Raw genomic sequence first — 11,373 nt, 5'->3', positions numbered from 1 at the left:
ACGATGCGATCCATCCGTCGCATTGATCTAGGCCGGTTCACAGTGAGGCGACGGCAAGCGTCGCCAATCGGTCGCAAAATGGAGCAGACTACAAATGGAAGCTGAAGCAGCAAAGTTTATCGGCGCGGGTATTGCGGCCGTAGGTATGGCCGGCGCCGCCATCGGCGTGGGCAACATTTTCGGTAGCTTCCTGTCGGGCGCCCTGCGCAACCCGGCAGCGGCTCAGGGCCAGTTCGGTAACCTGATTTTCGGTTTCGCCGTGACCGAAGCTCTGGGCATTTTCTCGTTCCTGATCGCGCTCCTGCTGCTGTTCGCAGTCTGATTTCGCGCCAGGCGGCTTAGGCCGGTTGGTGCTTCCTAGCAGGCCACAGGGTCTCTCGCTCGGAAGTGCGACAAATGCGAATGAGGGCTCCGGGTCTCGATCCGGAGCTTTAACGGCCGCAAAAGGGTTTCGAGATGGCGGGTTCAGCCCAAGACATCATTATCGTGGCGCAGGCCGAAAGTGGCGACGCGCTCCAAGAGGGCGAGGTCGTTGCACCCGCCGAGGAGCATGCCGCCGAAGGTGAGCATGCAGCACCGGCCGACGCCCATGGCGCGACCGATACACATGCTTCGACCGAGGCGCATTCGGAGGTGTTTCCGCCCTTCGACCCGGCGAGCTTCGGTGGCCAGTTGCTCTGGCTCGCAATTACGTTCGCGGCGCTGTATTTCCTGATGAGCCGCGTGGCCCTGCCCCGCATCGGCTCGATCCTCGAAACACGGCGTACCCGTATCGAAGGCGACCTGAAGGAAGCCGAGCGGCTCCGCCAGGAGACCGAGAAGGCCGCCGCCGCCTATGAGGCAGCGCTGGCCGAGGCTCGCAAGAACGCCCACGGCATCGCCGAAGAAACCCGTGCCGGGATCAAGGCCGACATCGACGGCCGTCGTGCCGACGTCGAAGCCGGGCTCTCGAAGCGGGTGGCGGAAGCGGAAGCCCGCATCCAGGCCGACAAGGACGCAGCGCTCGCCAATGTCGGCAGCATCGCGGCCGAGACGGCTCAGGCGCTGGTCGCCAAGATCTCTGGCAGCGTGACCGCGGCGGAAGCCAAGGCTGCGGTTGCCGCGGCTGCGAAGGAGTAAGCGCACATGTGGGCTTTCGGGTTCGACGCCACCACCGGCGCCACCATCTGGGCGACCATCGCGCTTGTCATCTTCATCGGCATCGTCGTCTATTTCGGCGTGCCCAAGACGATCGGCAAGATGCTCGACGACCGCATCAAGAAGATCGAAACCGACCTCGCTGAAGCAGAAGCGCTTCGCGCCGAAGCCAAGGCCCTGCTCGAGGACTACTCGCGTCGCCGCGAAGAGGCCGAGAAGGAAGCCGAGGACATCGTCACCGCCGCCCGCGAAGAGGCTTTCCGGCTGACCGCCGAGGCCAAGTCCTCGCTGGAAGCCATGGTGGCCCGTCGCGAGAAGGCCGTTGCCGACAAGATCGCCCAGGCGGAAGCCCAGGCCGTGTCGGAAGTGCGGGCTCGCTCTGCCGACCTCGCCGTCGCCGCCGCCCGTGTGCTGCTGGAAAAGCAGGTCGTCAGCAAAGGCGACGCGCTGGTCGATCAGGCGATCAAGGACGTGGCTGCCCGCCTGAACTAGGGTTCGGCTGCAGTCCTGAAGATTGAAATGCCCGCGAAAGCGGGCATTTTCTTTTCTAGGGTTAGCCTGGGTCCAGGCCAGCGGTGGATTGGCAGGTAAAGAGGCCGCATTTGCGGCTCCCCCTCCCGAACGATTGAGGCGGCAGCAGCTACTGCGCTCTACGGCCCTGACGGTCGGCCAGCTGAGCCCGGCACCTAGCTCTTCGCCACGCCCGGCAGGCGCGGCCAGAAGAAGCCGGTTTTCTCGCGATAGCTGGCATAGTCGGCGGCCATTGGGGTGCGGGAGAACTTCCGCTCCTCGCCCAGCGCAGCGGTGACATAGATCACCGTGATCACCGCCAACGGAACGAGCGACCAGAGCGACCAGGTGGCGATGGCCCAGCCGATCCAGAAGATCAGGTAGGAGGTGTAGAAGGGATGCCGCAGGTAGCGGTAAGGGCCCGACATGACGAGGCCATGCGGGTTTTGTACGTCGAAGGCCATCTTGAGCCGTGCGGCCCGCGATGCCTTGATCGCCGCCCAGAACAACCAGAGCGCCAGGCCCTCGATCACGAGGCCAACCGACAGGGCGAGGAGAGGCTGCGTCTCGATCCACAGCAGGGTCAGGTAGATCGCCGCGGTCGCAAGCACCACGATCGAGATCACCACCGTGCCGGTCGGCATTTTCGGCGAGTTGAAATGCGCTTTCAGCGACCAGCTGTACTGCGCAATCACCGCGATGCTGACCAGGCTGATGACCAGATCCAGAATGAAATCCATACGCATTCCCCCCGTGACGCTACTTGGGCTTCCCGATCACGCTACGTAGGCTTTGGCGACGAAACAAGCAGGAGTTGTGCAACCACGCCCTGCGTTTAGATAAATTGCAAGATTTTCGTTTCGTCGTTGCTTCACCGTGCTGGTTGACCGGGGCGTAGTGAGTGTCTGGCAGAATCCCGTCTTGCGTACAGGACGGCCTCGCATGACGATCTACCACAGCACGGTGCAGACCCACTCTGCGTCCATCCGCCTGAGCGAAAGCGACGGCAAGGGTGCTCCGTTGCTGCTGCTGCATGGCTCGGGGGCCTCCCGCAAAGTGTTCAGCAAGCAATTCAACAGCGCGCTGGCCGACCGATATCGGTTGATCGCTCTCGACCTGCCGGGACATGGCGCATCGGGTGATGCTGCTTCCCCCACCGACTATGGCGTCGACGGATTGGCGCGGACCGTGGCAGAAGTGCTCGAGCACAAGGGCATCGAGCATACGCTGGTGATGGGTTGGTCGCTGGGCGGGCATGTCGGCATCGAGTTGATGGCGCGACATCCTGGCGTGACCGGGCTGATGATCGTCGGCGCACCGCCGGTCGGCCGCGGGGCGGTGGCCATGCTGCGCGGCTTCCAGACCAATCTCGACCTGCTGCTGGCCACCAAGGAGCAGTTCACCGAGCGCGATGCGCAACGGTTCTACGAGATGTGCTACCACGGCGCGGGCGAGCCGACTTTCCTGCAATCAATTCGCCGCGCCGACGGGCGCGTGCGTGTGGCGGTCTCCCGCAGCCTGTTGAAAGGCGACGTCGCCGACCAGAAACTCGCAGTCGAGCAGGCGCGCGTGCCGGTTGCCGTCGTCAACGGCGCCGCCGAGCCGGTAGCGCGGCAGAGCTACCTGGCCGGACTGCACTATCGGACCCTGTGGGGCAATGTCTGCCACATCATTCCGGACGCCGGGCATGCCCCGTTCTGGGATCAGCCGGAGCGGTTCAACGAGTTGCTCGGCGCCTTCGCGGCGGACGTGGCGGCCCCCTCCGCCGCCACGCCGCCCCCTGAAGTTACTCGGCCGCCTGCGGCAGCAGCTCCGGCCGCTCCCACTTCAACACCGGCGAGCGCGCAGCGCGGGTCTCATCCAGGCGCCGGCGCGGTGCGTTCAGCGGCGCGCTGGTAAAACGGGCGGCGTTGCCGGCCTTGGCGTCGGCCGCCAGTTCCAGCATCACGTCGCAGAAGCGATCGAGCGTCTGCTTGCTCTCGGACTCGGTGGGCTCGACCAGCATCGCGCCGTGCACGACCAATGGGAAATACATGGTCATGGGGTGGAAGCCCTCGTCGATCAGCGCCTTGGCGAAATCGAGCGTGGAGACGCCCGTGCCCTCGAGGAAGCTGTCGTCGAACAATGCCTCATGCATCACGGGCTGGCCGGGGAACGGCACCGAGAACGCCCGTTCGAGCCTCGCCTTGATGTAGTTGGCGTTGAGCACGGCGTCCTTGGCGGCCTGCGCCAGGCCGTCGCCACCATGGCTCAGCATGTAAGTTAGCGCCCGCACATACATGCCCATCTGGCCATTGAAGGCGGTAATGCGGCCGAGGTGCTGGCTCTCGGCATGCTCGACCAGGGCCAAGGAGCCCTCGCCCTTCCGGACGAACGGCACGGGCGCAAACGGCGCCAGCGCCGCCGACAGCACCACCGGACCGGCACCCGGCCCGCCGCCGCCATGCGGGGTGGAAAAAGTCTTGTGCAGGTTGATATGCATGGCGTCGATGCCGAGATCGCCCGGCCGGACCACGCCCATGATGGCGTTGAAGTTGGCGCCGTCGCAGTAAAAGAAGGCGCCCGCCGCGTGCACGGCCGCGGCGATCTCGATCACCTCGGGCTCGAACAGGCCACAGGTGTTGGGGTTGGTCAGCATGATCGCCGCAACATCAGGCGACAGGGCCGCCTTCACCGCTTCGACGTCGACGGTGCCATCGTCGCGGGCGGGAACCGCCTTCACCGAATAGCCGAGGAAGGCGGCGGTGGCCGGGTTGGTGCCATGGGCGCTCTCGGGGACGAGGACGACCTTGCGATGCCCCTGCCCGGCCGCTTGCTGCGCTGCCTTGATCGCCATCATGCCGGCCATCTCGCCATGCGCGCCGGCCTTGGGGGTAAGGCAGACGGCGGCGGTATTGGTCAGGGTCATCAGCCAGTGGGCGAGTTCATCCATCATGGCGAGGGCGCCCTGCACGGTCGAGACCGGCTGCAGTGGGTGGATGTCAGCAAAACCCGGCAGCCGGGCCATCTTCTCGTTGAGCCGCGGGTTGTGCTTCATGGTGCACGAGCCGAGCGGATACATGCCGCTGTCGATCGAGTAGTTGAGGCGGCTGAGCCGCACATAGTGGCGCAGCGTCTCGGGCTCGGTGAGGCCGGCGAGGTCGATTTCGGATTGCCGCTCGAAGCCGCCGAGGAAGCTGCCATCAATGGTTACAGCCGGCAGGTCGACGCCGGAATGCTCGCGGTCGCCGATCTCGAACAGCAGCGGCTCGTTGGGCAGCAGCGAGGAGCCGGAGACGGAAGTGAAGTCGGACGTGCCCACGCCGGTGGGGCGGCCCTGGTTGTTCATGCTCATTGGGCGTCCTCCGAAAGGGCGGCGTGGAGGCACTCGGCCAGCATCGCGATATCGTCGTCGGTGGTGAGTTCGGTGGCGGCAAGCACGATGAGGTTCGCGCAGGCCGGATTGTCGGGCTCGAGCCGGCTGACCGGCAGGCCGGCGAGGACTTCAGCCTTGGCCAGCATCTCGACCACCGGCGCGGCCGGGACCGGCAGGCGGATGGTCATCTCGTTGAAGAAGCTCTTGTTGAGCAGCTCGACGCCGGGGACGGTGCCAAGCATCCTGGCGAGCTTAACCGCATTGAAGTGGTTGAGGCGGGCCAGCTTCTTCAACCCGGCTTCGCCGAGCAGCGACATGTGGATGGAGAAGGCGAGCGCGCAGAGCCCCGAGTTGGTGCAGATGTTGCTGGTCGCCTTCTCGCGGCGAATGTGCTGTTCGCGGGTGGAGAGGGTGAGCACGAAGCCGCGGTTGCCGTCGGCATCGACGGTTTCACCGCAGAGCCGCCCCGGCATCTGGCGGATGAACTCCTTCTTGGTCGCCATCAGGCCGACATAGGGGCCACCAAAGTTGAGGCTGTTGCCGATCGATTGGCCCTCGGCAACGACGATATCGGCGCCGAGCGCCCCGGGGGCTTCGATGAGACCGAGCGACACCACTTCGGTGACCACGACGATCAGCAGCGCGCCGGCGGCATGCGCAGCGTCAGCGGCAGCGCGGAGATTGCGCAGATGACCGTAGAAATCAGGGGTCTGGACGACAATAGCCGCGGTCTCGCCGTCGATGCGGTTTAGGATGTCGCCTTGCCCTTCCGGCGAGGCCGGCAGGCAGACGAGATCGGGACCATCGCCCAGATAGGTGCGGACCACGTCGCGGTAGTGCGGGTGGAGGCCGCCCGAGAGGATGATGCGATTGCGACGGGTAAGCCGGCGCGCCATCAGCACCGCTTCGGCGGTGGCGGTCGAGCCGTCATACATCGAGGCGTTGGCGACCTCCATGCCGGTCAGGTGCGCGACCTGGGTCTGGAACTCGAACAGCATCTGGAGCGTCCCCTGCGAGACCTCCGGCTGGTAGGGCGTATAGGCGGTGAGCCACTCGGAACGCTGGATCAGGTGATCGACGCTGGCCGGCACATGATGCCGGTAGGCGCCGGCGCCGATGAAGAAGGGGCCATCGCCGGCAGCGTGATTGCGGCCGGCCAGCGCCCTCATCCTGGCTTCGACCAGGAACTCGGGCGAGTGCCTGGGCAGGTTCACCGGCTCACGCAGCAGGGCATGGGCGGGGACGCGAGCGAAGAGATCTTCGGCGGTCCGGGCGCCGATGACGGCGAGCATGTCGGCCCGCTCGTGCTCAGAATGGGGAAGGTAGCGCATGGGCTTAGATTCCGTGGGAGGAATAGTGGGTTACTGAAGCAGACGGCCCCCTCCCGGCCTCCCCCATGAAGGGGGAGGTGAAGGGTCGAGGCTGTGGCAGAATCGTGCCTACGCACCGGCAGAGCACCTCCCCCTTCATGGGGGAGGCCGGGAGGGGGCCGTCTGCCCGTGATGGGCTCACTTCGTCAAATCAGCATAGGCCGCCGCATCCATCAGCCCATCGAGCTCGGAGGCGTCGTCGAGCTCAAGCTTGAAGATCCAGCCGTCGGTTTCGGGCGACGAGTTGATAAGGCCCGGTTCGCCCGAGAGCGCTTCGTTGACGGCGGTTACGGTGCCGGAGACCGGCGAGTAGATCTCGGAAGCGGCCTTCACCGATTCGACGACCGCAGCTTCATCGCCGGCCTTCAGCTTCTGGCCGACCTTGGGCAGCTCGACATAGACGATGTCGCCCAGTTGCTCCTGCGCGTAGGGCGTAATGCCCACGGTCCCGTCGGCAGTGATGTATTCGTGGTCCTTGGTGAACTTGGTCATTTGCTGGCCTTCCGGACATAGCGATGGGGAACGAATGGGGTGGCGACGGCTTCCGCCGGCTGGGTCTTGCCGCGCACCAGCACCTGAAGCCTGGTGCCTGGCGCAGCATGATCGGGCGGCACAAAGCCGATGGCGATGGCGCGACTGAGTGTGGGAGCGAAACCGCCAGAGGTGACGACGCCGATCTCGGCGCCATACTGATCGAGGATGGCGGCGCCTTCGCGGGCCGGCGCGCCCTCGACGGTCAGGCCGATACGGACGCGATCGAGCACGCCGCCGAGCTCGGCGAGGATGCGCTGCGCACCGGGGAAGTCGGCAGCTTCGCGGCGGCGTTTGGAAATGGCGAAGTTGAGCCCCGCCTCGACCGGCGAGATGGTCTCGTCGAGATCGTGGCCATAGAGCGGCAGTCCCGCCTCGAGCCGCAGGCTGTCGCGGGCGCCGAGCCCGATCGGCTTGACGCGGGCATCCGCCAGCAGCGTGTCCCAGAAGGCGGCGGCATGCTCGGGATCGACGAGAATCTCGAAGCCGTCCTCCCCGGTATAGCCGGAGCGCGAAATCACCAGCTTGGTGTCGCGCCAGTCGAACGAGGCATAGTGCATGAAGCCGAGCTCGGCGGCTGCCGGAACGATAGCGTCGATCACCGCGGCAGCTTCGGGGCCCTGCAGGGCGAGCAGCGCGCAATGGTCGGAGCGGTTGAGGGTGGCACGGCCCAGCGCAGCGGTGGCGATGCGCTGGAAATCCGCCTCCTTGGTGCCGGCGTTGACCACTACATAGAGCGCCCCGCCCCAGCCTTCGGCAGCCGGGCGTGCGACCATCAGGTCATCGTAGGTGCCGCCGGCGTCGTTGAGCAGCAGGGTGTAGCGGATTTGGCCGGGCTTCAGCCCCTTGATATCGCCGCAGATCAGCGGCTCGATCACTTCGGCAATGGCGGCATGATCGGCTTCGCCATCGCCCGACTTGTCATCGAGGACGAGGAAGCTCGGGCCCATGTGCGAGACGTCGAACAGACCGGCATGCTCGCGGGTCCACTTGTGCTCGGCAATGATGCCGGCCGGATACTGGACCGGCAGCGAATAGCCGGAGAACGGCACCATGCGTCCGCCGAGAGCCACATGCTTGTCGTTGAGGACTACGGTCTTGAGATCGTCTGCCGGTTCATCGGCCATTTGGACACCAGGGGCTCGTTGCACGACAACGCGCGAGCGAACGCCCTCGCGTCGGTGCCCCCTCTGTCCGCTAACCTGAGAGATTTCCTGACCACCTATGGGTCAGTTGCTCCTTCGGTGAGGCGAGATCGCCTGCTTTCCAGAGTTCAGTTCTGCAGCGGTCCGGGTGCCTGAGAGTTTCCGGGGCGGTTGCTCCTTCGGCGCCGGCTCGAAACCGGACTCTCCCGCTGCTGCGATAATGCTAAGCCGGGTTTGCGCGGCGGAGTCAATCGGAGAGTCCCCCGGCCCACATCAGGGCAAGCGCATTTGGCGTGGTGATAGTTCGGTGCGGGAGGAGCCCCCCACCCTCGGTGAGAGCGTCTCGACAGAGGTGGGGTGCTCCGTGCGCACCGGCCTTTCAGCACTGTTGCCGAGGCCCACATCACCCTCCAGAAACGGAGATCCCCGCTTTCGCGGGGATGACGCTGGGTTTGGGGCAATGTCGAGGCCGACCAGAGAGCCAGCTTACTTGCCGTCGAAGCCGACCCAGATGACGATCTGCTCGCCGCCGGTATAGGGAATGGCGACGTTCTCGACCACTTTCACAAACTCTTCCGACTGGTTGGGCGGCGTGAGGGTGACCGGGATCTCGTAGCGTTCGGAGAACAGCGGCACCTCGTCACGCTCCACCGCGAAGCGGACCGGCACGTTGACGCTGGTCTGGTTGCCGGCCGGTCCGAGCAGCAGGCGGCCGACAATGCCCATCTTCACGGTGATCAGGCCGTTGGAGACCACGCAATTGCGCGACTGCTTCTCGATCACGGCCTGGTAGTTCAGCGCGCGTGCGTCGCCGACCTTGCCCTTGCCATAGTAGAACAACGCCTCGCCGCCGTTGCGCACCTTGATCGGCGGACACTCGGTGGCAATCGCCGGCAGTGCATTGGTGCTGGCGGTCGCCAGTTCCTGCTGGGTGGGGTTGGCAGTGGCCATCGGCGACGGACCGCTCGCGGCGGGCGCGAACATATTGCCCATCGAGCAGGCCGAAAGGGCGAGCGCCAGAGCGCCCATCGAAACCAGTTTTGCGCCGCGCGTCGCCGCCAAATCAACAAACCCCATGCGACTACTCCTTACGCATTCACTCGCGACGCTTCGAGCGCCAGCAGCACGGCCGGCGCGCCGCTGACGGTCACTCCTGCCACATCCTGCACGAAGAGGTCCTTAACGACGCCGTTGTCGATGATCATGGCAAAGCGCGCAAAGCGCTTGCCCATGCCGGGAATCTGTTTGGACAGGCCCATCGCATCAGCGAGGTTGCCATCGCCATCGGCGATGAACTCGACCTTGCCGATCGCTTCGGAGCGCTCGGCCCAGGCCCTGGTCACATGGTGATCGTTGACGGCGCCGCAGACGATCCGATCGACACCGAGCGCCTTGAACTTGCCGACATTGGCGACAAACCCGGGCAGATGCGAGGTGTCGCAGGTCGGCGTGAAAGCGCCTGGAACCGCGAAGAACACCACCTTGCCGGTACCGAGAACGGCATCGGACGTGGTGTCGACGGTGTCGCCATTGCCCACGAGTTTGACCGGGACGGACGGAATCCGGTCCCCGCGCTGGATGGTCATCGCAGTGAAAGCTCCCATGATCGAACATACGCCCTCTGCCCGGGCGCGACGGACCTTAGATCAGTCGCCCGCCACAGTCGACCCGGCGGGCGAAATCCGCCGTTCAACCGAGAACGGACCCATTTCGGTCATGAATGTGAGCCGGACGGGCATGCCCTCCACGTCGCGGCTACTTTCTCCCCCGAGCAGTGGCAGGAGCACTAGTTTTCCATCCGGGCTTTTTTGCGGCGCGCCAAAGAGTTGCCCCGCCTCACCGGTATCGGCGATGAGCGACAACGGGTCGACTTTGGTACCGTCGAGCCGCACGGCGAGGGCGTCGGCAGAACTGTCGAAACCGACCCAGGCGATGGGGTCGCGCGGCTCGTCCCATGGCATCGGGGTCAGGGCCAACGCCTGCGCGATGCGAAGGCCCTGAGCCCGGTCCGGCGCGGCAAAACCCAGCGGCAACTGGAAGCTGGCGGTGACCGGCACACAGATGTCGGAGCAGACACCCATGACGATGCCGAGCCGGACGTCGGCGGTCTTGCCATCGAGCTTCAGTTCGACCGGCAGCACCGTGGAACCGCGATAGACGAAATCGACATAGCCGGTCTTGGTCTCGATCAGCGGGAACGGCCACAGCACCTCATGCCCGGTGACGCCGCTGGACGCGGTGAAATCGAACTCGGTGGGAATGCCGGTCTCGCCGGGAACGCGCCAATAGGTGTTGGTGGCCTGAGGCATGTCGATCTCGAGCGCCACCATGGTGGTGCCGTCGGGCTTCAGTACATCGGACGAAACGAGCCGGACCTTGGCGCCAGGCGCAATCTCCTGCCACGGCGTTTCGGCCGCGATGGCAGGGGTGAGAAGCATGGGGATAAGCAGAAGTGCCGGGATGCGCATGGGTTTCCGGATAGCCGAGCGCACCCCAAATAGAAAGGCGGATCAGGTCTTCGTGAAGCTAGGCAGAGCGGCCGGGCTGAGTCTAAACTGGTCATGTCCGGTTCGCCGGTACCAGGAGTGTTGGATATGGAGTCGCTCAGGGGCCAGTTTCTCGTCGCCATGCCGGACATGGGCGACGACCGCTTCCGTGAGACCGTGATCTATCTGGTCGGCCATGGCGACGAAGGCGCCATGGGGCTGGTGATCAATCAGAGCCTCGAGGACATGAAGTTCGCCGATATCCTCGAAGAGCTGCAGCTGGGCGACAAGGACGAGTTGATCCAGTTGCCCGAGGCGGTACGCAACCGCAAGGTGCTGCGCGGCGGCCCGGTGCAGAAGAGCCGCGGCTTCGTCCTGCACTCGTCGGACTATTTCCGCGTCGGCAACTCCTACGAGGTGACCGACGATATCTGCCTCACCGCGACCCTCGACATCCTCAAGGCCATGGCGTTCAAGAATTCCCCGAGCGACGCGCTGTTCGCGCTGGGCTATTGCGGCTGGAGCCCGGGGCAGCTCGAGACCGAGATCCAGGGCAATGGCTGGCTGACAGTGCCGTTCTCCAGAGAGCTGCTGTTCGGCCTGCCCATCGAGAACCGCTACGATGCGGCGCTGGCGAGCTTGGGGATCACCCGGGCGACGCTGAGTGCGACGGCGGGGCATGGGTGAGCGTTCGGTGGCTCCAGACCCCCTTGCATGTTGATTCTCGCCGACTCGTAGCAGGTTCGGTGATCCCCGGTCGGTGGCCGCCGGCCGGGGATCGGATGGGCGGGACCGTCACCCCCTGGGCATAGCACCGTAAGAGAGCTTGGTCCGTTCGT

13 protein-coding genes and 2 riboswitches are annotated in these 11,373 nt (G+C 65.2%); of the genes, 5 read left to right on the top strand and 8 right to left on the bottom strand.

The features are described 5' to 3' along the window. Positions 1 to 94: 94 nt before the first annotated feature. The 3 genes from VGV07_RS03740 (at position 95) to VGV07_RS03730 (ending at position 1,629) form a co-directional block, all read left to right on the top strand. On the top strand, positions 95 to 322 hold the full coding sequence (locus tag VGV07_RS03740; protein WP_055885023.1) for a F0F1 ATP synthase subunit C: 228 nt from the start codon (positions 95 to 97) through the stop codon (positions 320 to 322). Positions 323 to 456: 134 nt separating this feature from the next. After that, the gene (locus tag VGV07_RS03735; RefSeq protein ID WP_326867349.1) at positions 457 to 1,119 is read left to right on the top strand and encodes a F0F1 ATP synthase subunit B; all 663 of its coding nucleotides are present in this window, start codon (positions 457 to 459) and stop codon (positions 1,117 to 1,119) included. Positions 1,120 to 1,125: 6 nt separating this feature from the next. Then, entirely contained in the window at positions 1,126 to 1,629 is a 504-nt protein-coding gene (locus tag VGV07_RS03730) for an ATP F0F1 synthase subunit B (RefSeq protein ID WP_326867348.1), read from the top strand. 194 nt (positions 1,630 to 1,823) lie between these two features. Here VGV07_RS03730 and VGV07_RS03725 read toward each other — a convergent pair whose 3' ends face one another. Further along, positions 1,824 to 2,387, bottom strand: a complete 564-nt coding sequence (locus VGV07_RS03725) for an isoprenylcysteine carboxylmethyltransferase family protein (protein ID WP_326867347.1) — start codon at positions 2,385 to 2,387, stop codon at positions 1,824 to 1,826. 202 nt (positions 2,388 to 2,589) lie between these two features. Between VGV07_RS03725 and VGV07_RS03720 the strand changes: the two genes are divergently transcribed. Then, positions 2,590 to 3,546, top strand: a complete 957-nt coding sequence (locus VGV07_RS03720) for an alpha/beta hydrolase (RefSeq protein ID WP_326867346.1) — start codon at positions 2,590 to 2,592, stop codon at positions 3,544 to 3,546. Here the strand turns inward: VGV07_RS03720 and gcvPB are convergent. From gcvPB to VGV07_RS03685, 7 genes are all read right to left on the bottom strand, one after another. Continuing rightward, positions 3,434 to 4,981 carry an aminomethyl-transferring glycine dehydrogenase subunit GcvPB gene (gcvPB, locus tag VGV07_RS03715; RefSeq protein ID WP_326867345.1) on the bottom strand — a complete coding sequence of 516 codons (1,548 nt, stop codon included), beginning with the start codon at positions 4,979 to 4,981 and terminating at the stop codon, positions 3,434 to 3,436. The genes VGV07_RS03720 and gcvPB overlap by 113 nt on opposite strands. Continuing rightward, on the bottom strand, positions 4,978 to 6,333 hold the full coding sequence (gcvPA, locus tag VGV07_RS03710; protein WP_326867344.1) for an aminomethyl-transferring glycine dehydrogenase subunit GcvPA: 1,356 nt from the start codon (positions 6,331 to 6,333) through the stop codon (positions 4,978 to 4,980). Before gcvPA ends, gcvPB begins: the two co-directional genes overlap by 4 nt. Positions 6,334 to 6,510: 177 nt before the next feature. Beyond that, the gene (gcvH, locus tag VGV07_RS03705; protein WP_326867343.1) at positions 6,511 to 6,864 is read right to left on the bottom strand and encodes a glycine cleavage system protein GcvH; all 354 of its coding nucleotides are present in this window, start codon (positions 6,862 to 6,864) and stop codon (positions 6,511 to 6,513) included. Continuing rightward, positions 6,861 to 8,030 carry a glycine cleavage system aminomethyltransferase GcvT gene (gcvT, locus tag VGV07_RS03700; protein WP_326867342.1) on the bottom strand — a complete coding sequence of 390 codons (1,170 nt, stop codon included), beginning with the start codon at positions 8,028 to 8,030 and terminating at the stop codon, positions 6,861 to 6,863. The genes gcvH and gcvT overlap by 4 nt, the downstream gene beginning before the upstream one ends. Before the next feature lie 61 nt (positions 8,031 to 8,091). Continuing rightward, positions 8,092 to 8,175, bottom strand: a riboswitch (glycine riboswitch). A gap of 3 nt (positions 8,176 to 8,178) precedes the next feature. Beyond that, positions 8,179 to 8,267: riboswitch (glycine riboswitch) on the bottom strand. A 267-nt stretch (positions 8,268 to 8,534) separates the two neighbouring features. Further along, positions 8,535 to 9,125, bottom strand: a complete 591-nt coding sequence (locus VGV07_RS03695; RefSeq protein ID WP_326867341.1) for a hypothetical protein — start codon at positions 9,123 to 9,125, stop codon at positions 8,535 to 8,537. 11 nt (positions 9,126 to 9,136) lie between these two features. After that, positions 9,137 to 9,634 (bottom strand): peroxiredoxin, encoded by a 498-nt coding sequence (locus VGV07_RS03690; protein ID WP_326867340.1) that lies wholly within the window; start codon positions 9,632 to 9,634, stop codon positions 9,137 to 9,139. A gap of 60 nt (positions 9,635 to 9,694) precedes the next feature. Then, positions 9,695 to 10,486: a protein-disulfide reductase DsbD domain-containing protein gene (locus VGV07_RS03685; RefSeq protein WP_326867339.1), complete on the bottom strand. Its 792-nt coding sequence runs from the start codon at positions 10,484 to 10,486 to the stop codon at positions 9,695 to 9,697. Between the two features lie 156 nt (positions 10,487 to 10,642). Between VGV07_RS03685 and VGV07_RS03680 the strand changes: the two genes are divergently transcribed. Continuing rightward, a complete protein-coding gene (locus VGV07_RS03680) occupies positions 10,643 to 11,221 on the top strand; it encodes a YqgE/AlgH family protein (RefSeq protein WP_326867338.1) in 579 nt (192 codons plus the stop codon). Positions 11,222 to 11,373 lie beyond the last annotated feature (152 nt).

The sequence above is a fragment of the Devosia sp. genome, from assembly GCF_035944845.1.
In the GTDB taxonomy this organism is placed as follows: Bacteria; Pseudomonadota; Alphaproteobacteria; order Rhizobiales; family Devosiaceae; genus Devosia_A.
The sequence above is the reverse complement of the archived record's forward strand: the minus strand, read 5'-3'. Positions and strand labels throughout refer to the sequence as shown.

Excerpts from the sequence above, each read along its gene's own strand:
- VGV07_RS03740 (WP_055885023.1), top strand. The coding sequence starts at position 95 with ATGGAAGCTGAAGCAGCAAAGTTTATCGGCGCGGGTATTGCGGCCGTA.
- VGV07_RS03735 (WP_326867349.1), top strand. The coding sequence starts at position 457 with ATGGCGGGTTCAGCCCAAGACATCATTATCGTGGCGCAGGCCGAAAGT.
- VGV07_RS03730 (WP_326867348.1), top strand. The coding sequence starts at position 1,126 with ATGTGGGCTTTCGGGTTCGACGCCACCACCGGCGCCACCATCTGGGCG.
- VGV07_RS03725 (WP_326867347.1), bottom strand. The coding sequence starts at position 2,387 with ATGGATTTCATTCTGGATCTGGTCATCAGCCTGGTCAGCATCGCGGTG.
- VGV07_RS03720 (WP_326867346.1), top strand. The coding sequence starts at position 2,590 with ATGACGATCTACCACAGCACGGTGCAGACCCACTCTGCGTCCATCCGC.
- gcvPB (WP_326867345.1), bottom strand. The coding sequence starts at position 4,981 with ATGAGCATGAACAACCAGGGCCGCCCCACCGGCGTGGGCACGTCCGAC.
- gcvPA (WP_326867344.1), bottom strand. The coding sequence starts at position 6,333 with ATGCGCTACCTTCCCCATTCTGAGCACGAGCGGGCCGACATGCTCGCC.
- gcvH (WP_326867343.1), bottom strand. The coding sequence starts at position 6,864 with ATGACCAAGTTCACCAAGGACCACGAATACATCACTGCCGACGGGACC.
- gcvT (WP_326867342.1), bottom strand. The coding sequence starts at position 8,030 with ATGGCCGATGAACCGGCAGACGATCTCAAGACCGTAGTCCTCAACGAC.
- VGV07_RS03695 (WP_326867341.1), bottom strand. The coding sequence starts at position 9,125 with ATGGGGTTTGTTGATTTGGCGGCGACGCGCGGCGCAAAACTGGTTTCG.
- VGV07_RS03690 (WP_326867340.1), bottom strand. The coding sequence starts at position 9,634 with ATGACCATCCAGCGCGGGGACCGGATTCCGTCCGTCCCGGTCAAACTC.
- VGV07_RS03685 (WP_326867339.1), bottom strand. The coding sequence starts at position 10,486 with ATGCTTCTCACCCCTGCCATCGCGGCCGAAACGCCGTGGCAGGAGATT.
- VGV07_RS03680 (WP_326867338.1), top strand. The coding sequence starts at position 10,643 with ATGGAGTCGCTCAGGGGCCAGTTTCTCGTCGCCATGCCGGACATGGGC.